The organism is Sphingomonas colocasiae (assembly GCF_019880585.1).
Taxonomy (GTDB): domain Bacteria; phylum Pseudomonadota; class Alphaproteobacteria; order Sphingomonadales; family Sphingomonadaceae; genus Sphingobium_A; species Sphingobium_A colocasiae.
In genome coordinates, this window is sequence record NZ_JAINVV010000004.1 from 216,797 (window position 1) to 239,746 (window position 22,950).

The 22,950-nt window shown below is 66.8% G+C and carries 15 protein-coding genes; 6 read left to right on the forward strand and 9 right to left on the reverse strand.

The genetic code is table 11. From position 1 onward, the window contains the following. The first annotated feature begins 10 nt into the window (after window positions 1–10). Genes dgcN through K7G82_RS07530 form a run of 3 tightly spaced genes read left to right on the forward strand, consistent with a single transcriptional unit; the run spans window position 11 to window position 3,750 of the window. Window positions 11–1,021 (forward strand): N-acetyltransferase DgcN, encoded by a 1,011-nt coding sequence (dgcN, locus tag K7G82_RS07520; RefSeq protein WP_222989237.1) that lies wholly within the window; start codon window positions 11–13, stop codon window positions 1,019–1,021. After that, window positions 1,006–2,010 (forward strand): N-acetyl-D-Glu racemase DgcA, encoded by a 1,005-nt coding sequence (gene dgcA / locus K7G82_RS07525; RefSeq protein WP_222989238.1) that lies wholly within the window; start codon window positions 1,006–1,008, stop codon window positions 2,008–2,010. The genes dgcN and dgcA overlap by 16 nt, the downstream gene beginning before the upstream one ends. A gap of 54 nt (window positions 2,011–2,064) precedes the next feature. Next, window positions 2,065–3,750, forward strand: a complete 1,686-nt coding sequence (locus tag K7G82_RS07530) for an amidohydrolase family protein (RefSeq protein WP_222989239.1) — start codon at window positions 2,065–2,067, stop codon at window positions 3,748–3,750. 393 nt (window positions 3,751–4,143) lie between these two features. Here the strand turns inward: K7G82_RS07530 and K7G82_RS07535 are convergent, their stop codons facing one another. Together K7G82_RS07535 and K7G82_RS07540 are read right to left on the reverse strand one after the other, a co-directional pair. Beyond that, the gene (locus K7G82_RS07535) at window positions 4,144–6,876 is read right to left on the reverse strand and encodes a TonB-dependent receptor domain-containing protein (protein WP_222989240.1); all 2,733 of its coding nucleotides are present in this window, start codon (window positions 6,874–6,876) and stop codon (window positions 4,144–4,146) included. Window positions 6,877–7,036: 160 nt separating this feature from the next. Then, a complete protein-coding gene (locus K7G82_RS07540; RefSeq protein WP_222989241.1) occupies window positions 7,037–8,539 on the reverse strand; it encodes a serine hydrolase domain-containing protein in 1,503 nt (500 codons plus the stop codon). A gap of 272 nt (window positions 8,540–8,811) precedes the next feature. Here K7G82_RS07540 and bla point away from each other — a divergent pair, with 272 nt between their 5' ends. After that, window positions 8,812–9,831, forward strand: coding sequence for a class A beta-lactamase (gene bla / locus K7G82_RS07545; protein ID WP_222989242.1), 1,020 nt, complete (start codon window positions 8,812–8,814; stop codon window positions 9,829–9,831). Between the two features lie 11 nt (window positions 9,832–9,842). After that, on the forward strand, window positions 9,843–11,330 hold the full coding sequence (locus tag K7G82_RS07550) for an amidohydrolase family protein (RefSeq protein WP_222989243.1): 1,488 nt from the start codon (window positions 9,843–9,845) through the stop codon (window positions 11,328–11,330). Between the two features lie 293 nt (window positions 11,331–11,623). On the opposite strand, the gene K7G82_RS07555 is transcribed toward K7G82_RS07550, so the two are convergent. The 6 genes from K7G82_RS07555 to K7G82_RS07580 all read right to left on the reverse strand — a co-directional run bounded on the left by K7G82_RS07555 (window position 11,624) and on the right by K7G82_RS07580 (window position 20,006). Continuing rightward, a complete protein-coding gene (locus K7G82_RS07555; protein ID WP_222989244.1) occupies window positions 11,624–13,270 on the reverse strand; it encodes an N-acyl-D-amino-acid deacylase family protein in 1,647 nt (548 codons plus the stop codon). 94 nt (window positions 13,271–13,364) lie between these two features. Next, window positions 13,365–14,405: an N-acetyltransferase DgcN family protein gene (locus K7G82_RS07560; RefSeq protein WP_222989245.1), complete on the reverse strand. Its 1,041-nt coding sequence runs from the start codon at window positions 14,403–14,405 to the stop codon at window positions 13,365–13,367. A gap of 50 nt (window positions 14,406–14,455) precedes the next feature. Beyond that, the gene (locus K7G82_RS07565) at window positions 14,456–15,607 is read right to left on the reverse strand and encodes a dipeptidase (RefSeq protein ID WP_222989246.1); all 1,152 of its coding nucleotides are present in this window, start codon (window positions 15,605–15,607) and stop codon (window positions 14,456–14,458) included. 73 nt (window positions 15,608–15,680) lie between these two features. Then, the gene (locus K7G82_RS07570) at window positions 15,681–16,991 is read right to left on the reverse strand and encodes a metal-dependent hydrolase family protein (RefSeq protein ID WP_222989247.1); all 1,311 of its coding nucleotides are present in this window, start codon (window positions 16,989–16,991) and stop codon (window positions 15,681–15,683) included. Further along, window positions 16,988–18,004, reverse strand: a complete 1,017-nt coding sequence (locus K7G82_RS07575; RefSeq protein ID WP_222989248.1) for a dipeptide epimerase — start codon at window positions 18,002–18,004, stop codon at window positions 16,988–16,990. The genes K7G82_RS07570 and K7G82_RS07575 overlap by 4 nt, the downstream gene beginning before the upstream one ends. A gap of 28 nt (window positions 18,005–18,032) precedes the next feature. Continuing rightward, complete coding sequence (locus tag K7G82_RS07580) at window positions 18,033–20,006, reverse strand: serine hydrolase domain-containing protein (RefSeq protein ID WP_222989249.1); 1,974 nt, start codon at window positions 20,004–20,006, stop codon at window positions 18,033–18,035. Between the two features lie 191 nt (window positions 20,007–20,197). On the opposite strand from K7G82_RS07580, the gene K7G82_RS07585 reads away from it, so the two are divergent. Next, window positions 20,198–20,839 (forward strand): helix-turn-helix domain-containing protein, encoded by a 642-nt coding sequence (locus tag K7G82_RS07585; RefSeq protein ID WP_222989250.1) that lies wholly within the window; start codon window positions 20,198–20,200, stop codon window positions 20,837–20,839. A 310-nt stretch (window positions 20,840–21,149) separates the two neighbouring features. On the opposite strand, the gene K7G82_RS07590 is transcribed toward K7G82_RS07585, so the two are convergent. Continuing rightward, the gene (locus tag K7G82_RS07590; protein ID WP_222989251.1) at window positions 21,150–22,772 is read right to left on the reverse strand and encodes an N-acyl-D-amino-acid deacylase family protein; all 1,623 of its coding nucleotides are present in this window, start codon (window positions 22,770–22,772) and stop codon (window positions 21,150–21,152) included. Window positions 22,773–22,950 lie beyond the last annotated feature (178 nt).

Consider the following 22,950-nt stretch of genomic DNA (forward strand, 5'->3'; position numbering starts at 1 on the left):
CGAGGTTCCAGTGATTCCACATCCATATCTTCTGTATCTCGGCAGCGCGACCGACGAGCTTTCGGTCAAGACCGCGCGGGGCGTCGCTGCCTGGCGGCCCGAACTCTGCCTGGGCGAAGCGCGCGACGCGGGCGGCACCGTCAGCATCGGCCTGCCGCAGATGACCGTCGAGGAAGCGGTGGCCCAAGGCGCCAGGACCGTGATCATCGGCTTCGCCAATTCGGGCGGCTTCATGTCGGCCGAAACGATCGCCTTCGCGGTCTCCGCGCTGCGCGCCGGGCTGAACGTCGCATCGGGCCTGCACCAGCGCCTGACCGCGAGCCCGGAGATCCGCGAGGCCGCCGAGGCCGCCAATCTGAGCCTGTTCGACGTGCGCGAGCCGCCCGCGAACATCCCCGTGGGCAACGGCAAGCCGCGCGCGGGCAAGCGCCTGCTGGCGGTGGGCACCGATTGCTCGGTCGGCAAGATGTACACCACGCTGGCGCTGGAGCGCGAGATGAAGGCGCGCGGGATCGCCGCCGATTTCCGCGCGACCGGCCAGACCGGCATCTTCATCGCCGGCGCGGGCGTGCCGATCGACGCGGTGGTCGCCGATTTCATCTCGGGCGGCGCCGAATGGATCTCCCCCGCGCGCGAGGATGGCGGCTGGGATCTGATCGAGGGCCAGGGATCGCTGTTCCACCCCTCCTATGCCGGCGTCTCGCTGGGCCTGCTCCACGGATCGCAGGCCGACGCGCTGGTGCTGTGCCACCAGGCGGGCCGCACGCGCATCCGCTTCCTGGAAGGGCACCCGATCCCCGATCTGCGCACCTGCCTCGATCGCAACCTGGAAGCCGCGCGGCTGACCAATCCGGACGTGGTGGCGGTGGGCGTTTCGCTCAACACCTGGGGCATGGACGCCGAAGCCGCCAAGCGCGCCTGCGCCGAGGCGGAGGACCTGCTGGGCCTGCCCGCGCAGGACCCGGTGGCGATGGGCGTCGGCCGGATCGTCGACAGGATCGTGCAATGCTTCGCGGCCTGAACGCCGAAATCGAGCGCTGGCAGCTCAACAAGCCGTTCCGCATCTCGCGCGGCGCGCGCACCGCGATCGACGTCGTCTCGATCACGCTTGAACAGGATGGCGTGATCGGGCGCGGCGAATGTTCGCCCAACGCCCGTTATGGCGAGACCGCCGAAAGCGCGCTCGCCCAGATCCAGGCGGTGGGCGACGCGCTGCGCGCGGGCGCGACGCGCGCGGAGGTCGGCGCGCTGCTGCCCGCGGGCGCGGCGCGCAACGCGGTCGATTGCGCGCTGTGGGATCTGGATGCGGCGCTGGGCGTGCCCGACGCGGTCGCCCTGCTTTCCGCGCCGCTGCCGGCGATCCACACCGCCTTCACCGTCAGCCTCGACACGGCGGAGAAGATGGGCGAGGCGGCGAAGGAGCTGCGCGGCATCGAGCTGGTCAAGATCAAGTCCAACAGCGAGGATACGGAGGCGTGCCTGCGCGCCGTCCGCGCCTCGCTGCCCGGCTCGCGCCTGGTGGTCGACGCCAATGAGGGCTGGTCGATCGAGCTGCTCGAACAGTTGCAGCCGGCGCTGGTGGAACTCGACATCAAGATGGTCGAACAGCCGCTGCCCGCCGACCAGGACGGCGATCTGCTCGGCTTCAAGTCGCTGGTGCCGATCTGCGCCGACGAATCCTGCCATGTCGCCGCCGATGTCGAGCGGCTGGCCGATCGCTACGACATGGTCAACATCAAGCTCGACAAGACCGGCGGCCTGACCGAGGCGCTGCGCCTGCTGGCGGCGGCGCGCGCGCGCGACATGGGCGTGATGGTCGGCTGCATGATGTCGACATCCCTGTCGATCGCCCCGGCGCTGCGCGTCGCGGCGCATGCCGATTTCGTCGATGTCGATGCGCCGCTCTGGCTGCAATCCGATCTGCCGGGTGGCATCTCGCTCGCCGAAGGGGGCAGGGTGGTCGTGCCCGCGCCCGGCTTCTGGGGCGATCGATCGGTGGTGGCGTCCTGACGATCGAGCGCGTAACCCTTTGACACGAGGATCAGACTGTCAGGGGGTTAAGCGATGCGAAAGAAGGACCTGGGCTTGTGGCTGGCGGGTGCCGCCGCCGCCGCGCTCGTCACGGGTGCGGCGATGGCGCAGGGCCAGTCCGCGCCCGCGGCGGGGCCGAGCGAGACCAAGGCGCTGAACGCGGGCGTGGTGCCCGCGCCCGCCCGGCGGCCGGGCGAGGGGCTTGGCCCGTTCCGCAAGATGGTGATCCGCGGCGTCACCGTGATCGACGGCACCGGATCGCCGCCGCGCGGCCCGATCGACATCGTCGTCGAGAATAACCGCATCACCGCGATGCGGCCGGCGGGCACGCCGGGCCTGCCGCTGAAGGCGGGTCGCGCGCCGGACGACGCCGATTACGAGCTCGACGCCACGGGCATGTACGCGCTGCCCGGCTTCATCGACATGCACGCCCATGGCAGCGGCACGGACAAGGCGCCGGATCTCGGCTATTCCTACAAGCTGTGGCTGGCGCATGGCGTCACCTCCGTCCGCAGCGTGCCGCTGGCGCCGCTGGAAGTGTCGCTGAGCGAAAAGCGCCGTTCGGCCGCCAACGAGATCGCGGCGCCGCGCATCTTCGCCTGCCAGCGGCCCGGCGACGGCGCGGGCTGGGGCGGCAAGCCGATCGATGGCGAGGCGGCGGCGCGCGCCTGGACGCAATGGGCGGCGAAACAGGGCGTCGATTGCGTGAAGATCATGCTGCCCGCCGATTTCAGCCCGGCGGCGTTCAAGGGCGTGGTGGAGGAAGCGCGCAAGCTGGGGCTGGGCACCACCGCGCACCTGACGCAGACCGGGCTTTCGCGCATCGACGCGCGCAAGGCGGGCGCGATGGGGCTGGGCACCGTCACCCATTTCTACGGCCATATGGAATCGCTGCTGAAGAACGGCGCGGTCCAGCATTATTCGACCGATTATAATTTCAACGACGAGCAATATCGCTTCGCCGAGGTCGCGGATATCTGGGACCAGACCTATGAGCCCGGATCGGACGAGTGGAAGGCCTATCTGCGCGAGCAAAAGGCCAACAACGTCACCTTCGATCCGACGATGACGATCTATGCCGCCTCGCGCGACCTGATGCGCGCGCGCAACGCCGACTGGCACGAGAGCTACACCACGCCGCAGCTCTGGGACTATTTCCAGTCGAACCGCGAGAATCACGGATCCTATTTCTTCGACTGGACGACGCGGATCGAGGTGCAGTGGCGGCGCTTCTACGAACGCTACATGCGGCTGGTGAACGATTACAAGAATATCGGCGGCCGGGTGACGATCGGCACCGATTCCGGCTTCATCTTCAAGACCTATGGCTTCGGCTATCCCGAGGAGATGGAATTGCTCCAGGAAGCCGGCTTCGATCCGCTGGAGGTGATCCAGGCGGCGACATGGAACGGCGCGCTGACGATCTATGAACCCAAGGGCGTCGCGGAGCCGCCGATCGGCGCGCTGCTCGTCGGGCGGCTGGCGGATATCGTGCTGGTGAAGGAGAATCCGCTCCAGAACTTCAAGACGCTCTACGGCACCGGCACTCCGCGCCTGAACGAGGCGACGCAGAAGCAGGAGCGGGTGGGCGGCGTCAGCTACACGGTGAAGGACGGCATCGTCTACGACGCGAAGAAGCTGCTGGCCGAGGTGGCGGAGATGGTCGCCGCCGAGAAGCGCCGCGCCGGCTGGCCCGAAAAGGGCGTGCCGCGCCCCTGATCGCCGCGTTTCCCCGAAAAATGCGGCCCGCGAAGCTGGGTGCTCCGCGGGCCGCGCGTCCTAGGCCAAGGGAAGCCTAGAAACGAACTCGTGCGTCGAATCGGGAAGAGCGGCCTGTGGTGTCGCGCGTCGCGACAATGCTGGTCATCCACCGTCCCTTTTCGATTTCGCGTATTCGCGTTCAGCCGGGCGCTTGTGCGCTTCTCCGACTCTGTCTTGACATGAGCATCGGGCCATCCGGCCGATAAGTCCACAAGAATATCCTGATCAGGATGAAAAATTTCTTTGTGGGCTAGAGGCTGAGGTTATGGGCCCGAAATTGACGTTTACGGCATGCGGGCATGAAAAAGGGCCGGTCCGCATGCGCGAACCGGCCCCCAAAAGTTGGTGTTATCAGAAGCTTACGCGGACACCGGCGGTGTAGTAGCGGCCGATGATGTCGAGATAGGGCGAGCTGACCGCGCCGAGCGTCGGCTGACGGTCGAACAGGTTCTGCACGCTGCCATAAACCGTGAACCGGGTATTCTCGCCGGTGCGGATATAGGCGCGCAGGCCAAGGTCGACATAGGTGTGGCTGCTGATCCGCGCGTCCTGGTTGGCCAGAACCGTGGCCGGGGCGAAGCCGCCGCTGCCCACATAGCGGGTGCGCAGATCGGCGCCCATGGCTTCGCTCTCATAGTTCAGGGTCAGCGATCCGCGCCACTTGGGCACGAGATAGCCGGCCTGCGAACCCAGATAGCCGGCGCCGTCGATCGCGAGCACGCCATTGTCGACGACAAGCTTGTCGACATAGTTGGCGAGCGCGCGGATCTTGAGCTGGCCGTCGGCGAGCCGGGTGCGATACGAGGCTTCGATATCGACGCCGGTGTTCTTGAAGCTCGCCACGTTGATGTACGCCGCGTTGATCGTCGTCATCACGCCGCCGCCGTCACGCACGATCTGGGCGCAGGCGCCCTGGTTGCTCTGCAGGTAGCAACCATTGACGATCTGCTGCGCGGTCAGCGTGGTGATCACGTCGTCGATCTTGATGTTGTAATAGTCGACCGAGAAATCGAAGCCGGGGAAGAAGGACGGACGCAGAACGCCGCCGATCGTGAACGTGTCCGCGATTTCCGGGCGGAGATTGGGATTGCCGCCGGTGAACAGCGTGACGTTGGTCAGCGGGCTGCTCGGGCGGCCCACATCGGAGACGCTGGTGAACAGCGTCGAACGCTGGCTGAACAGCTCGGTTAGCGAAGGCGCGCGAATGTCACGCGACCGCGTGGCGCGGATCTTCAGGCCGTCGACGACTTCCCAGATGCCGCCCAGCTTCCACGACCAGATCGCGCCGCTGGTGCTGTAGTCCGAAACGCGGACCGCGCCGTTGAAGCTCAGCTTCTGCACGATCGGCAGGTTGGCGAGCAGCGGGATGTCGACCTCGGCGAAGGCCTCCTTCACGTTGTTGCCGGTCTTGTTGATGTTGACGCCGTTGATCGTGTTGAAGTTGTTCGCCAGCGAGTTCGCGTCGTAGACCGTCCGGAAGGCTTCTTCGCGATATTCGACACCCGCCGCGACCGAGACCGGAAGATCCCAGAGCGTGAAGGGCTCGCCGCTGATGCTGGCGCCCGCATGGTCCAGCCACGTCGTCGTCACCGCGTTCCACACGCCGGTCGCATAGGCGATCGCCGCCGGATCCGCGCGGCCCGAACCGAACAGGTTGAGCGGACGGCAGGCCGGATCGTCGTTGGTGGTGATCGCGTCGGCATTGACGGCGCAGACGATCGATCCGCCGCTCGACACGGCGTTGATCGCCTTGGCGAACTCGGCCTTCTTGGTCAGGCCGATCAGCTTCATGTCCTGTTCTTGCTCGCCATGCGTGAAGAACGCGCCATAACGCCACTTGCCGTCGCCGAAGCTGCCGTCGAAGCCGACCGAGCCCTGCTTCGTCACGCGCGAATAATTGTAGCGTGCGAGCGACATGTCGGTGAGCACGCGGCCCATGGTGAAGCTCGTCTCGCCCGCCGCCGCGAAGGCCGCGCGCTGCGCCGCCGTCAGATAGGGGTTGGTGGCCGAGAAGGTGAGCTGCGTCACGCCCAGATCGGGGAAGAACACGCGCTCGTCGAACACCTTGTTATAGCTGCCCTCGGCCCAGACCTTCAGATTGTCGGTCAGGTCGTAGCTGACGCGCGCGAAGACGTTGGTGCGTTCGATCGGCGCCGAAAGCGAACGATACTGGTCGATATTATAGCCTTCGCCGCCGATCATCGTCGACGCCGAACCGGGGCGCACGATGCCGAACTGGAAGGGACGCAGGCTGCCGTCGGGATTGAAGGTCTGCCCGGCGAGCACGCCGGTGCGGATCAGGCCGCCCTCGCTGCGCGTCAGTTCGTGCAGGTTGGCGGTCGGCACCAGCTTGCCGGAAGCGTCGGGGAAGAAGCCCGTCGAACCGATGCGGGGACGCGCGTTGCCGGGGATGATGCCCTTGTCCTTCAGATAGTCGGCACCGATCATGACATGGCCGCGGCCATCGGCGAACTTGAAGCCGGCCGAACCCTCGAACAGATATTTCTGGGCGTCGCCACGCTCGGAAATGCCCGTCTGGGCGCCGAGCTCGAAGCCTTCCTTGTTGTCGTCGAGCTGGATGTTGACGACGCCGGCGACGGCGCCCGAACCCCAGGCGGCCGAAGCGCCGCCGGTGACGATGTCGATCTGCTTGACCAGCGAATAGGGGACGGTCTGAAGGTCGTTCGAGCTGACGCTGCGGCGGCCGTTGATCAGCACCAGCGTGCGCGCCGCGCCAAGGCCGCGAAGATCGGCGGGCGACTGGCCGGACGAGGTGACCGTGTTGGTCGAGGTCGCGCTCTGCGTCTGGCGGAACTGCGGAAGATCTGCGAGCGAGGCGGCGATGTCGGTACGGCCGGCCTGCTGAAGCTCGGCGACGCCGATCACGGTCGTCGGGGTCGGCGCCTCGAAGCCGGCGGTGCTGATGCGCGAACCGGTGACGACGATTTCGCTCGACGTGGTCTCGTTCTCGTCAGGCGCGTCCTGCGCGAACGCGGGGGCGGAAAAGGCGAGCGCGATGCCGAGCGCGACGGCGCTGCCGCCACGCGACAGGGCGTGCCAATAGTGTTGGGTTGGGGAGGACATGCAGTGGTTCCCTTTTATGCATGGCGCCATGAACTGGATTCGTCTGTGCGAATCTTGCGCTCATCAACGCCCGTTTTGGCCGAAGCCGGACATCGGGCCGAAAACCTGGCCCAATCAGGATTTCAAGTTTCTAAAATAGAAAGTCTTGAACGGCAAGCCGTCACGGTTTCACCAGTCGGAAAAGCACGTGCGGCTGTGAACTGAAGGACAATTTGCGATCGTCGGCGGGGCCGTAGAATTGCAGCCGTTCGAACGGGCCGCCCGCGCGCGCGCCGGTCACCTGTTCGTAGATTTCGGGGCCGATCTGTTCCCAATAGGTCTTGGTTCCGCCCATGTCGGTGACCAGGCCATGCTCGCCCTGCGCCGAAACCTTGATGTCGTAGGCGGGATTGGGCGTTTCGCTGTAGGTGCGGCGATTGGTGCGATAGGATCCCACGGTGGGCGCGGCCGTGCCCGTCCAGCGCGGCGCGGGCGCCACGGGGAAGACGCGGCCGATCATCGCGTTCATCAGCTCGGTGCGGCCGCCATAGCTGCCCTGGCCGCCGGTGGTGGAGACGAAGAAGCCGAAATCGGCCTCGGGCGCCAGCACCATGTAGGAATGGAAATCGGCGGTGTTGCCGCCATGGCCGATCAGTCGCGGCCCCTGTTCGCGCACCACCATATAGCCGTGCGCCATCGGCTGGAGCGCGGGGGCGTTGCGGGTGAGGCTGGTGCGCATCAGGCGCATCGTCTCGGGCTTCAGGATCTGGACGTTGCCCAGCCGCCCGTCGCCGAGATGGGCGAGCATGAAGCGCGCCAGATCCGGCCCGGTGGCGGATACCGAACCCGCGGGCATGATGTTCGAATACAGCTCGTACGGCTTGGCGACGAGCTTGCCGTCGACCAGCTTGTAGCCCGTCGCCATGTTGGCGGCGCGGTCCCCCGTCAGCGGCTCGCGGAAGGTGGCGCTCTTCATGCCCAGCGGGCCGAAGATGTGCTTGTCGATATAGTCCGCGAAATTCTCGCCCGAAACGCGCTGGACGATATAGCCGGCCAGCGCCGAGCCATAGTTGGAATAGGAGGTTTCGACGCCCGGCTCGCGCACGCGCGTCGGGATGTTCTTGGGATTCTTGAGGAAGGTGTCGAGCGGGATCAGGTCCGAAACCGAATCGGCGGTGATGCCGCCCAGATCCTCGAAGCCCAGCGAGTGATCGAGCAGGTGCCTGACCAGGATGGGGCGCTTCATCCCGTTGGTCGGGATCGTGAAGTCGAGATATTTGTCGATCGGATCGTCGAGCTTCACCTTGCCCTGCTCGACCTGCTGCATCAGCGCGGTCCAGGTGAACAGCTTGGAGACGGAGCCTGGGCGGAACAGCGTCTTTTCGCCGTCGACGGGAATCTTGCGGTCGATATCGGCGAAGCCATAGCCGCGCGAGAACAGCACCTTGCCCTTCGAGACGACGGTGACGACCGCGCCCGCGATCTCGCGCGTCGCAATCTGCTGCGCCATCACGCCGTCCACGAATTCGCCGAGGCCGGCGAGCCGCGCGGGATCGATGGCGACCTTGGCGGTCTGCGCCGGGGTGGCCTGCGCCATCGCCGGACCGGCCGCGCCGAGCAGCAGCGACAGCGCGATCGCCGCTCCCGTCAAGGATTTCGACCGTGCGCCAAACCCGTTCCTCACCCGACTCTCCCTATTGTCGCGATAACCTTGTGCGGCGCGGACGCTACACATTGGGATGCAATTTTCCTATCAGGATATTGACGGATTGGTGAAAATTTTTCGAAACGGAATTGAAATATAATAATATCAGTCTGTTACAATCGAATATTCTTTTTGTTGCAATCGGGTGTCGTTGCGGCGAATGTCCTGATCAGAGAATATCCGGGGGGCCTGACCGGCGTGGCCCGCCCGCTCATCCGCATGTGCATGCCGGATTCCAGGGAGGATTTTCCATGTCGAATCAGAAGCTTCGGCTCGCATTGCTGCCGCTGTTGCTGGCCGCCGGCGGAGTCGCGCAGCCGCTCGCCGCGCAGACGGCGACTCAGTCCGCCGCCACCGCCGGGCTCGATCGGCAGATCGCGCGCCTCGCCAAGGGGTCGGGCGGCGTGGTCGGCGTCGCGGCGTGGCGGCTCGACGGCAAGGGCCCGCGCGTGCTGTACAATGGCGGCGAGGCTTTTCCGATGGCCAGCACCTTCAAGGTCGCGGTGGCGGGCAGGATCTTCGAGCGCGTCGACAAGGGCGAACTGAAGCTCGACCAGATGCTCGACGTGCCGATGGACATGTTCTCGCCGTCCGAGGTGATCGCGGACCGGCTGATCCATCCCGGCGTGAGCCTGTCCGTCTACAACCTGCTCGAACTGATGCTGACGCAGAGCGACAACACCGCGACCGATGTGCTGACCAAGGCGGCGGGCGGCCCCGCCGCCGTCACCGCCTGGGTGCGCGCGCAGGGCGTGACCGGCCAGCGCATCGATCGCGACACCGCCGGCCTGCTGCGCGATTTCTTCGGCGTCGGCCCCGGCCCGCTGACCGAGGCGTTCGAAGCGGCGGCGAAGGCCAATCCCGATATCGAGCGCAAGGGCAGCCTGCCCGATCCCGCCTTCGACAATGATCCGCGCGACACCAGCACGCCCGAGGCGATGGGCACGCTGCTCACCCGCATCTTCTCCGGCAAGGCGCTGTCGGCGGGCAGCACCAAGGCGCTGATCGGGATCATGGAACGCTGCCGCACCGGCGGCGCGCGCCTGCGCGGCAAGATGCCGCCGGGCACCAAGGTCGCCAACAAGACGGGCACGATCGGCGGCACCGTCAACGATACCGGCGTGCTCACCCTGCCGGACGGCGCGGGCGAGATCGTGATCGCGGTCTATGTGAAGAAGAGCGCGGCGCCCGTGGAGGACCGTGAGCGCGCCATCGCGGAGATCGCGCGATCGGTGCACGACTATTTCCTGTTCTCCGTGCCGGCCAAGTGAAGGATGCTTCGATGAAGAGGATGTTTTTCGCGGCGGCGGGCGTCGCCGCGATCATGGCGGCGATGCCGGCGGCGGCCCAGACCTATGACGTGGTGATCGCCAATGGCCGTGTGATGGACCCCGAAAGCGGGCGCGACGAGATCGCCAATATCGGCATCAACGGGCGCGCCATCGCGGTGATCACCACCGGAGCGCTGAAGGGCCGCCGCACCATTGACGCGAAGAATCTGGTGGTCGCGCCCGGCTTCGTCGATCTCCACGCGCACGGGCAGAATCCCAAGGGCGAATATTATCAGGTGCTCGACGGCGTCACGACCGCGATCGACGCGGAGGGCGGGGCGATGCCGCTCGCGCCCTTCGTCGCCGCGCTGTCGGGCAAGGCGCTCGTCAATTTCGGCGCCACCGCCTCGCACCAGTGCGCGCGCATGGAAGTGATCGCCAACGCGCCCTGCCACGGCCATTTCGCGATCAACGAAGGCGGCGAGACCACCGATCGCAGGGCTTACACCGCACCCGCCACGCCCGAGCAGCAGCGCGCGATCGTCGCCGCGCTCGACCGCGAGGTCGCGGCCGGCGCGCTCGGATACGGCCTGGGCATCGAATATACGCCGGGCGCGGGGCGGAGCGAGATCTACGACATCTTCAAGGCGGCGGCGGTGACGCGCGCGCCCGTCTTCGTCCATGTCCGCAGCCGTCCGCTCGATCCCGCGCCGGGCGTGCCGATCGCGGTGGCGCAGGAAGTGATCGCCAACGCCGCGATCACCGGCGCGCCGCTCCAGATCGTCCATCTCCATTCGACCGGCCTGCGCGACACGCCCACGCTGATCGACATGGTGAAGCGGGCGCGGGCACGTGGAATGGACCTTACCGCCGAAGCCTATCCCTACACGGCGGGCAGCACGCTGATCGGATCCGAATTCTTCCGCGACGGCTGGCAGGAACGTTCGGGCATCAGCTATGGCGACCTGCAATGGCCCGCGACGGGCGAGCGGCTGACCAAGGACAGTTTCGAGCGCTATCGCCGCGAACAGCCCAATGCGGCGGTGGTCATCCACATGATCCCGGAGGATGTGGTCGACGCGATCATCGCGGAGCCCGAAATCTCGATCGCGTCGGACGGCATGCCCTGGGTCACCTCCGGCGAGCATCCGCGCGGCGCCGGCACCTATGGCCGCGTGCTCGGCCGCTATGTCCGCGAACGCAAGACGCTGGATCTGATGGCGGCGCTGCGCAAGATGGCGCTGATGCCCGCGCAGCGGCTTGAGGCGGTCTCCCCGCAAATGGCGAAGAAGGGGCGGCTGAAGGTGGGCGCCGATGCCGATATCGCGATTTTCGATCCCGCCACCGTCAGCGATGTCGCGACCTTCCAGAAACCGATGCAGGCCTCGGTCGGCTTCCGCCATGTGCTGGTGAACGGCCAGCCCGTGGTGCGCGACGGCAAGCTGGTGGAGAAGGTCTTCCCCGGCGAGGCGATCCTGGGGACGGGGAAGGGGCGGTAAGGCTCTGCAAGCGGGGCCCAATCCAGCACCTCACGCCAGTACGACATTGGGGGCGAGATACAAGGTTCCTACGATGTCATCCCCGCGAAAGCGGGGATCCAGCTTCTTCTTCTTTTCCTGATGCTTCACGGAATAGCTGGATCCCCGCTTTCGCGGGGATGACAAGTCGGAAGTATCGCGCACGCAAACAGTCCAGGATCCCGCTCGAGCCGACATGGCCGTGTGAGGCACGCACAAAAAACCAGGGCGGCTCCTTGCGGAACCGCCCTGGTCGCTGGGAGCTTTGACGTCCGTCAGCTACAGGCGTGCCGCAGCACCGCCCCCGCCTTGACGTTGCCGAGCTTGCCCTGGTCGAGCGCGACCGCACCGTTGACGATCACCGTATCGATGCCGGTGGGAAAATCGGTGGGGTTCGTCCAGCCGGCGACGTCGTCAAGCTTGTCGTAGTCGAACACCACCACATCGGCGCGCATGCCCTGGCGGATCAGGCCGCGATCGCTGAGCCCCATGCGCTGCGCGGGCCAGCCCGTCATCTTGCGGACGGCCTGTTCGAGCGACAGGATCGGGCGGCGTTTCACATATTCCGCGATCACGCGCGGGAAGGTGCCGTAGGAGCGCGGATGCGGCAGGCCGAGCGTGTCGATCTTGCCCGGCGCCGCCGACGCGCCGGCATCGCTGCCGATGCTGACCCAGGACTGGCGCAGCGCGGTTTCGATATCCTGCTCGCTCATCATGAAATACAGCGCCATCGAACGCTTGGGATAGGCTTCGACCACGATGTTCCAGGCCGCGTCCTCGGGATCGATGCCCAGCGCCTTGCCGATCTCGACGAAATTCTTGCCGTGGAACTTCTCGTATTTGGGGTTCTGGCCGTTGGCGAGGACGACCTTGTCCCAGCCGCCCGACGCTTCCACCAGGTTCGACCAGTCGGCCATCGATCCCGCTGCGACCTGCTGCTTCAGCTTGGCGCGCACCGCCGGATCCTTCAGCCGCTCCATGCCCTTTTCGACGCCGTCGGCCCACACCCAGTTGGGCACGGTGATCTCAACGCCCGTGCCGCCGGCGGGATAGGGATACATGTCCGCCGCGATATCGACGCCGCGCGCGCGTGCGCTGTCGACCAGCGCCACCGCCTTGGGCATGCCCTTGCCCCATTGCGGCGCATAGGCGTTCTTCAGGTGGAAGATCTCGACCTTGACGCCGCCCTTCTCGCCGATCGCGATCGCTTCCTCGATCGCGGGGATCAGCTTGGAGCTCTCCTCGCGCATGTGCGTGGCATAGAAGCCGTTGCATTGCGACGCGACCTTGGCGAGCTTGATCAGGTCCTCGGTGGTCTGGAAGCTGCTGGGCGGATAGATGAGCGCGCTGGTGATGCCGAAGACGCCCGCGCGCATCGCGATGCCGACTTCCTTCTCCATCGCCGCCATCTGCGCCGGCGTGGGTGCGCCGGCCTTGTCGCCCATGATCTGCATGCGCGCCTGATGGGTCGCGTAATAGGTGCCGAAATTGACGCCGATGCCCTGGCTTTCGAGCTGCTTGAAATAGGCGGGGATCTTCGACGCCTCGACGGGGGTGCCGCCCTCGCCCGCGATCACCGTGGTCACGCCCTGGCGCAGCTTGTTTTCCGCCGTGCCGTTTTCCAGCAGCACTTCGCCGGACTGGTCCATCATGTCGATGAAGCCGGGCGCGACATAGCGGCCCTTGGCGTCGATCTCGCGCTTGCCGCGCGCGGCGATCGTGCCGACCTTGGCCACGCGGCCGTCCTTGATGCCGACATCGGCGCTCACCCAGGGATTGCCCGCGCCGTCGAGCACGCGGCCGCCACGGATGACGATGTCATATTCGGGCGCGCCGGACTGGGCCGATGCGTTGGAGGCGAGCAGCGCGGCGGCGCAGCCGAGCAGCAGCGCGCGGCGCAGGGTGCGCGGATTGAGCGTCATTGGGGAAACTCCTGGGGACGGGAGGGCGCGGTCGGCATGAAGCCGGGGCCAAGCGGGCACGCGTGTCGCGCGTCCGCCATGGCCCCGGCCATGCTCATTTCAGGCAGTTCTCGACAAGCGCCGCGAATGCCTCTCCACCACGGATGGGATCGGCGACGGGCAGGCCCAGCCGCTCGCTTTCGGCGGCCATCACGCGCGCCGCTTCATCGGCATCGAGCTTCGACGTGTTCATCGAGATGCCGCCACAGCGGATATTGGGGTTGGTGCGGCGGCCGAGCATCAGGTTGAGCTCGATCGTCTCCTCGATCGACGGGGTCTTGTAGCCGGCGGTGCCCAGCATCTCGTCGCGGCCGGGCTCGTGGCAGACCACGATCACGTCGGGCTGACTGCCATGGAGCAGGCCCAGCGACACTGCGGCATAGGCCGGGTGGAACAGCGAACCCTGGCCCTCGACCACGTCCCAGTGATCGTCGGCGGCGTCGGGGCTCAGGATCTCGGCGGCGCCCGCCTCGAAATCGGAAACCACCGCGTCCATCGGCATGCCGCCGCCCGCGATCATGATGCCGGTCTGGCCGGTCGCGCGGAAATCGGCGGGAATGCCGCGTTCGGCAATGGCGCTGGCCAGCGCGAGCGCGGTGTATTTCTTGCCCAGCGCGCAATCGGTGCCCACCGTCAGGATGCGCTTGCCCGAACGCTTGCGGCCCGTGCCGACGGGCAGGCCGGCGGGGGGAACGCGGATGTCGATCAGGCGACGGTCCAGCCGCGCGGCGGCATCGGCGAGCTGCGGGATGTCGCTCAGCCGCACATGCATGCCGCTGACGATGTCGAGGCCCGCCTCCAGTGCCTCGACCAGCGAGGCGACCCAGTTGGGCGCAAGCACGCCGCCGCTGTTGGCGACGCCGATGACGAGCGCGCGCGCGCCCGCCGCATAGGCCTGGGCCGGGGTCATGTGCGGCAGCCCGGTGGTGACCGTGGCGCCGATGCTGAACTCGCCGACGCATTTGTCGCCCGCCCAGTCGCGCAGGCCGAACGCCGTCTTGGCGAAGCCGGGTTCAACCGTGTCCGCGAGGAACAGGAGGTAGGGCTGGGGGAGTCGGATGGCTGATCCCTGCTCGGGATCGAATTGAGCGTTCATGCGAGTACTCTGTCTGGGGCCCGTTCAGGACCGTGTGGAAATGGAAAAGGTCAAAGCCAGGTGTCGCCAAGCAGGCGACGGAAGTTGCCGCCGAGAATGGCGGAGATGTTGGCGTCGGAATAATTGCGGCGGATAAGCTCCTCGGTGAGGTCGAACATTTTCATCGGCTGGTCGAACCCGTCGGTGTCCAGCTTGTCACGGAAGGCGTAGCTTTCCTTGTAGCCACTCTTCAGCATCTTGTACTGGTCGGCCGGCATGTCGTCATAGCCGTTGAGATCGGCGTCCGATCCGATGCCGACATGGTCGACGCCGATCAGCTTCACGACATGGTCGATATGATTGACCATCTCGACGATCGTCGTCGGTTCCTTGCCGCTGACGAAGTTGCGCACGCCGGTGATGCCCATCACGCCGCTCTTCTTGCCCAGCGCCAGGATCGCCTCGTCGCGCTTCAGCCGGGGATGGTCGTTGAGCGCGCGGCAGTTGCTGTGCGTGATCGCGATCGGCTTGGTCGAGATGTCGATCGCGTCGAGCGTGGTCTTGTCGCCCGAATGCGAGACGTCGACGAGCATGCCGACCTCGTTCATCGCCTTGATGATCGCGGCGCCGTAATCGCTGATGCCGCCGTCGACCCGGTCGGTGCTGCCCGATCCCAGCCGGTTCTGGCTGTTATAGGTGAGCTGCGAGCAGCGCTGGCCGAGCTGGTAGAAGGTCTTCACATCGGCGACGGTTTCGAAATGGTCCGAATTCTGGAGTCCCATGATCACGCCGCACTTGCCCTCGCGCTTGGCGCGGTCGAGGTCGGTGCCCAGGCCGACCAGCGAGAAGACGTGCGAATTGCGGCCGGCGAAGCCCTGCCACGCGTTCATCCATTCCAGCACGCTGGACCGCGCGTCCGCGCCGCCGACGCCCACGGCATTGTGAAAGCCGGTGATGCCGCTGGCGCGGAACTCCGCCGCGTCCTTCTCGCTCAGCGGCGCCGCGAAATATTCGGGGCGGAAGTCGAGCTTGATCGGCGCCAGCATGTCGATCACCAGCGACTTGCGCACGAGATCGACCGCCCGCTTCGAATAGGTCTTGGGGGAGGCCGCGTTCAGCCGGTACTGGCCGAGATTGATCATCGGAAAACCGGCGACCGCGGCGACAGCAGCAGCACCGCCGCCGAGCATCCGGCGCCGTGAAATTCCCTTGTCCTGCTGCATTGTCACTCCCCTGATTCTATGATCCTGATCAGGATCATATTGTCCCACCGGGAAAAGGTCAAACCAAACAGCATCAATCCCCCACCGCGCGCGCGATCACGCCGCCCTTCATCACGAAGGCCATGGTCTCCAGCGTCTTCACATCGTTCAGCGGATCGCCCTTCACCGCGATGATGTCCGCCGCCTTGCCTGCCGCGATGGTGCCGATCTCGTTCGACAGGCGCGCGTGATCGGCGGCCCAGACGGTGGCGGAGCGGATCGCGTCGAGCGGGGTGAAACCCGCCTGGATCATCAGCGCGAATTCCTTGGCATTCTCGCCATGGAGCGAAACGCCGCTGTCGGTGCCGAAGGCGAACTTCACCCCGGCAACGCGTGCGCGGCGCGCCGCATCGACCATCAGCGGGCCGACCTGCAACGCCTTGGCGCGCACCGGCGCGGGCATCCAGTCCGCCGTCTTGGCCTGGCGCGCGACGGTGTCGCCGGCAAGCAGCGTGGGGACGAGATAGGTGCCCTTGGCCTTCATCAGCTTGATCGATTCGGCGTCGAGGAAGGTGCCGTGCTCGATCGAATCGACGCCCGCGCGCAGCGCCGCGTTGATGCCGTCCGTGCCGTGCGCGTGCGCCGCCACCTGACGGCCAAGCCGGTGCGCGGTCTCGACCAGCGAGGTCAGCTCCGCGTCGCTCATCTGCTGGCCCACGCCCGCCGCCGTGGCGGACATCACGCCGCCGGTGGAGGCGGTCTTGATGACGTCCGCGCCGCTCTGCACTGCCTGGCGCACCGCGCGCGCGCAATCGTCGGCGCCCGAGCACAGGGTCGGCGAGCGGTAGAGGTCCAGGATCTCCTGGCGATAGCCCTGGATGTCGCCATGGCCGCCATGCGCCGCCACGCCGCCCGCCGCGATCATGCGCGGGCCGATGATCTTGCCCGCCGCGATCGCGTCGCGCATCGCGAAAGTCACTTCGGGCGTGCCGCCCAGATCGATCACCGTGGTGAAGCCGGCGCGAACGGTGCGCCTGGCATAGACGACGCCGTCGAGCAGCACGTCCGAATCCGATTTGGTCACCGCGTCCAGCCGGGCGTTCGGCCCGTTCTCCGACGTGATATGGACATGGCTGTCGATGAAGCCCGGCAGCACGAAGGCGTCGCGCAGATCGACCACCTTGCCCTCGCCGACGAAGCCGTCGCGGATTTCGGCGATGCGGCCGTCGCGCACGACGATGGTCTTGCCTTGCTCCACCCGGCCGCTCGCCGGATCGGCGAGCAGGCGTCCGGCCTGGATATAGGTGGTGCCGTCCGTCTGCGCTGCGGCGGGCGCGGCCGCCCAGACGATCGCGGTCGCCGTGGCGGCGGTCGCCAGCCGGCGAAGCGTGTGGCGCGCGCTCATGCCGGCACCGCCATTTCGGCCGTGCGGCCCCAGATCGCTTCGTCGCACCAGGCGAGGCCGCCGCTGTAATCGATCGCGGGTGTGCGATCGGACGCCAGGAAGATCGGCCCGTCGAGATCGACGATGTCGCAAAGCTGGCCCAGGATGAAGGCGGGGCCCATGGCGAGGCTGGATCCGACCATGTTGCCGACCATCACGCCCAGCCCGGCTTCGCGCGCGGCATGGGCGATCATCAGCCCCTCGGTCAGCCCGCCGCACTTGTCGAGCTTGATGTTGACGACGTCGAAGCGGCCGATCAGCCCCGGCACATCGGCCAGCGACAGCGCGCTTTCGTCGGCCGCGATCGGAATGGGGCATTCGAAACCGTCCAGATCGGCCTCACGCCCGCGCGGCAGCGGCTGTTCGAGCAGCTTCACATCGGCGTCGACCAGCGCGCCGACCAGCGTTTCGAGCGCGTCGATCGCGAAACCCTGATTGGCGTCCACGCCCATCCAGCATTCGGGGCGCGCGGCGCGCACTGCGCGGACGCGCGCGATGTCGATATCCAGATCGCCGGTCAGCTTCAGCTTGAGCGCGCGGGCGGAGGCGAAGGCGCGAGCGCCTTCCGCCATCACCGCCGGATCGTCGGCGCCCAGCGTGAAGGTGGTGAGCAGCGGCTTGGGCGCTTCCAGCCCGGCCAGCGCCCAGACGGGCTGACCGGTGCGGCGCGCCTCCAGCTCCCACAACGCGCAGTCGATCGCGTTGCGCGCGCCGCCGGCGGGCAGCAGGTCGCGCAGCGCCTCGCGCGTGATGCCCTGTTCGATCTCGGCGCGGACGCGCTCGATCGCGGCGGTCATCGCGGGCACATTCTCATAGAGATAATAAACGCCCGAGGCCTCGCCCCGCCCGGAGGCGACGCCGTCGGACAGGGTGGCGACCACCACGTCCGATTCGGTGAAGACATGGCCGGAGATCCGGAACGGTTTCGCCAGCGGCAGCGATTCCACCGCGACATCGAGAGTAAGGGCGTTCACGCCGGTTTTCCTTCCTTGGTTGTTCGGATCAATAGTCGAGGCCGAAGCCGATCAGCCCATAGCTGACGACGCCCCACACAAGCACTGCGGCGGCCAGCAGCACCAGCACGCTCCAGATCCGCGCGATCCAGGAACGCTTGCCCGCCCATGTGCGCCAGGCGTTCCAGGCGGCGACGGCGACGGCGCCGAAAAAGACTATCGGGCCGATGATCTGGAGCAGCGTGACATGCGTGTCGTACGCGCCGTTTATGTTGTTGGGGTTCGCGCCCATGATGCTGAGCAGATACGCCCAGCCCCCCGCCGCCAGCAGCGCCGCCAGCGCGGACGCGCGCACGAGGTGATAGGCCTTGCGGTCCTGGCCGGCGAGCGGCAGCGTCGCGGCATAGATGCGCCGGGCGATCGCGGCGGCGGGCCAGGACAGGGCGGTGATCAGCAGGATGGCGAACGCCACCCATGCCAGCGGGTTCAGCCAGCCCTTGTCCGCATACCAGGGCGCGCGTTCGAACAGCGAGATCGGCGCGCCGGGATCATAGCTGAAGCGCTGCACCTTGCCGTCGACCACCTTGGCCGCCATCCGCATCTCGCCGCCCGCCTCGCGCCAGACGAAGGGCGCGATCTCCACCCATTTGCGCGGCGCGCCGCCGATGGTCTTGCTCGACGGGATCAGCAGCGTGCCGTCCGGATTGAGCGTGACCTCGATCTGGTTGATCAGCGCGCCCGCCCACAGGAAGCTCGTCTGCGAACGACGGCTGACAATATAGTTGCCCACCATCATGCGCGCATGTTCGGCCGCCGTCTTCGCGTCGACCCTGCCGTCCCTGGGTGGGGGTGCCGGGAAATAGCGATCGGCGAACTGCGCGAGCAGTGCGCCGCGAACCGCGCCGGTCGCGCCGTCGCGGCCGGTGCTGTTGAGCGACACGAACATGCCGACATTGTCGTCGATGAACAGCCACAGCGCGCTGTGGAACAGCCGCGTGTCGCCGCCATGCATGATCACGCGATGGCCGTTCTGGTTCTGCTCGTAAAAGCCCAGCGCCATGCGGTTGAGCGGCGGCAGGATGTCCAGATAGGTGGTGTGCATCGTCCGCGCGGTCTGCGGCGACAGCAGCGGCCCGCCCTGGGCGAGATGCGCGATCATGAAGCGCGCGATGTCGGACGCGGTGGCGGCCAGGCTGCCGGCCGGCGCCGCCTCGATGACCTCGTACGGCATCGGCTTGCCCGAACCGAGCTGATAGCCCCTGGACATCAGCGGCTGGAGACTGGCGGGCAGCGGCTGGCGGAAGCTGGAGCGCGTCATGCCGATCCGGCCGAAGATGTTGCGCTCGACATAATCGTCGAAGGGCATGCCGGATACGCGCTGGACGATATAGCCGGCAAGCGCGGTGGCATAGTTGGAATAGGCGGGCGTCGTGCCCGGATCGAAGATGCGCTTCGGCGTCCAGCGCTTCAGCACCGCGTCCAGCGGCGTCGCGGTGGTGCCGCTGGCGATCAGGCCGCGCACCGCTTCCTCGAAGCCCGGCGTGTGCGTCATCAGGTTGCGCAGCGTGATCGGCTTGCCGTCGCGCGGCGGGATCCTGAAATCGAGATAGGTGTTCACATCGGCGTCGAGGTTCAGCTTGCCCTGTTCGACGAGCTGCATGACCGAGGTCCAGGTGAACAGTTTCGAGACCGATCCGGGGCGGAACATCGTGGTTTCCGGATCGACCGGCTTGCGCGCGTCGACGTCGGAAAAGCCATAGCCGCGCTGGGTGAGGACCTGGCCGTCCTTCACGATCACGACGACGCCGCCCGCGATGTCGCCGCGTTGCAGGGCATAGGGGAAGAAGCCGTCGAGCCAGGCATCGGCATCCGCCTTGGTCAGCACAGGCGTCGTGGCGGCGGCGGGGGCCGAGACCGCAACAGGCGCGGGCGCGGTGGGCCTAGGCGTCGCGGGCGCCTGGGCGGCGGCGGGGGACGCCGCCAGGCCGATCAATGCCGCGAAAGCAAGTTTCAGACGCTTCATGATCGACCCCCTTCCCAAAAAATTCGCCGCGGTCCGCCCGGCAAGGCAATTGATTGCGCTTGGGCGGCTGCGGAGATATCGTACCCAGCAAAGAACGACGGATTACATCCTGATTGGGCAGTAATGGTCCTGTTTGGAAAATTGTCAATCAGGGGTTTGTCGAAATTGAAAATTCTCGAGGGGGCGAAGCGATGAAGGGGGGGCAACCCACATTGGGGGCGTTGATACGCGGATTGCGCACGCGCAACAGCTGGACGCTCAAGGAGATGAGCGATCACAGCGGCATCCCAATCTCGACGCTGTCCAAGGTCGAGCATGACCGGCTGACGCTCACCTACGACAAGCTGCTCCAGCTCAGCCAGCGGCTCAACATCCGCATGTCCGAACTGTTCGCGGAGGATGCGCAGGCCGGCGGCGACGCGCCGGTCACCGCACGGCGCAGCGTCGGCGATCTCGCCAACGCCGTGCGTGTGCAGACCGCCAATTACGACTATTATTATCTCTGCACCGAATTGCGCCGCAAGCGGATGATCCCGGTCTACACGCGGATCCGCGCCAAATCGGTCGACGAGTTCGGCGAGCCCGTGCGCCATCCCGGCGAGGAATTCGTCTATGTCGTGAAGGGCCGGATCGTCGCCCACACCGAATTCTACGATCCCATCCCGCTCGAGGAAGGCCAGTCGATCTACATCGATTCGACGATGGGCCACGCCTATGTCGTCGGCAAGGATTGCGACGAGGCGCTGGTGATCGCCTGCTGCTCCAGCGCCGAGGACGGGCTGATGGATTCGCTGATGAACCTGCACGGCGAGGACGCGAGCGGGGGGATCTGATCCGGAAGGAGGCGGTCCGCTCGGGCCGGGCAACTGCGCTCAAGTTGCCGCTGCCTGCACGGCCGCGACCGGAAGCATCTCGGCTTCAATCCTTTTCCGCCGAAACCGAAACATCGCATTGGCTCCGGCTTTCGCTGGAGCGACGGGGCGGTTGATGATGCCAGTCCCATACGTCATCCCAGCGCAGGCTGGGGTCTCCCGCAGGATCAAGCGCGATCTGGTTGGCAGACCCCAGCCTGCGCTGGGGTGACGTGTCGGGTTGGCATCAACCGCCCCGTCGCTCCAGCGAGACCCGGCGCCTCGATTGATCCTAGCTACAGCTATGCCGCAGCACCTTGCCCCCGCGCGCGCCGGTGATCTGGCCCTTGTCGATCGCCATCACGCCGTTGACGATCACGTCGTCGAAGCCCGTGGGAGACGCGAGCGGCTTTTCGTAGCTGGCGCCGTCATCGACCTTCGCGAGATCGAACACCAGCAGGTCGGCGCGCATGCCCTGGCGCACCAGCCCCCGGTCGCTCAGCCCCATGCGCTCGGCCGGCCAGCTCGTCATCTTGCGGACCGCGTCCTCCAGCGTCAGCACCGGGCGGCGCTTCACATATTCGGCGATGACGCGCGCGTGATTGCCATAGGCGCGCGGGTGCGGCAGCCCCAGCCCGTCGACCTGGCCATAGACCTCCGCCGCGCCGGCGTCGCTGCCGATGCTCACCCAGGGCTGGCGCATCGCCAGTTCGATATCGGGCTCGCCCATCATGAAATAGAGCGCGGTCGCACGCTTGGGCAGCGCGCCGATCAATATGTCCCACGCCGCATCGGCGGGATCCTTGCCCAGCGCCTTGCCGATCGCGGCGATGCTCTGGCCGTGATATTGGCGATAGGTGTCGCTATGGCCGTTGGCGAGGATCACATTGTCCCAGCCGCCCGCCGCCTCGACGAAGTTGGACCAGTCGGGCTGCGATCCCGCCGCCACCTCCTGCTTCAGCCGCGCGCGGACCGCGGGATCCTTCAGCCGCTCGATGCCCTTGGCCTTGCCCTCGGCCCAGACCCAGGTGGGCACGGTGATGTCGAGCCCGGTGCCGCCAGCGGCATAGGGGTACATGTCCGCCGCCACGTCCACGCCGCGCGCGCGCGCCGCCGCGATCGCCTGCACCGCCTGCGGCATCAGCTTGCCCCAGCCGGGGCGATAGCCGGCCTTCAGATGGAAGATCTCCACCTTCACCCCGCCCTTCTCGCCGATCTCGATCGCTTCCTCGATCGCGGGCACCAGCTTCGCCGCCTCGTCGCGCATATGCGTGGCGTAATAACCGCCGCAGCGCCCCGCGACCTTGGCGAGCGCGACGAGATCGGCGGTCGACTGGAAATTGCTCGGCGAATAGACGAGCGCGGTGCTGATGCCGAACACGCCCGCGCGCATCGCGGTCTCCACCTCCTGCTCCATCACCTTCATCTGCGCCGGCGTCGGCGTGCCGGCGGCGTCGCCCAGCACCTTGGATCGCGCCTGCATCGTCGAATAATAGGTGCCGAAATTGACGGCGATGCCCTGCTTCTCCAGCGTGTCGAAATAGGTGGGAATATCCTTCGCCTCGACGGGGGTGCCGCCCTCGCCCGCGATCACCGTGGTCACGCCCATGCGCAGCTTGTTCTCCGCGCCGCCATTCTTCAGCAGCACCCGGCCGGACTGGTCCATCATGTCGATGAAGCCGGGCGTGACATAGCGGCCGCGCGCGTCGATCTCCTTCGCGCCGCGCCCGGAAACGTCGCCGACGCGGACGATGATGCCGCCCTTCACCGCGACATCGGCCTTCACCCAGGGATTGCCCGCGCCGTCGAGCACGCGGCCGCCGCGAATGACGATGTCATATTCGGGCGCGCCCGACGGGGCGGGCGCGTTGGACACCAGCAGCATGGCGGCGGCGGAAAGCAGAAGGCGTTTCATGCATGTCCCCTTCATGGTCGGCTTTTCCGCTCGGGAAAGCGCGGTGCCGGACGGTCGCGTCGCCGGGGCGAGTTCCCCGGCCGCGCGGCGGACAGTCGCACGGGATTTTCCGAAACGCAACTTTGGTTTCCGAACCGGAAATAAGCGCCCGCTCAGGCGCGTGAACGCCTGGAGTGTT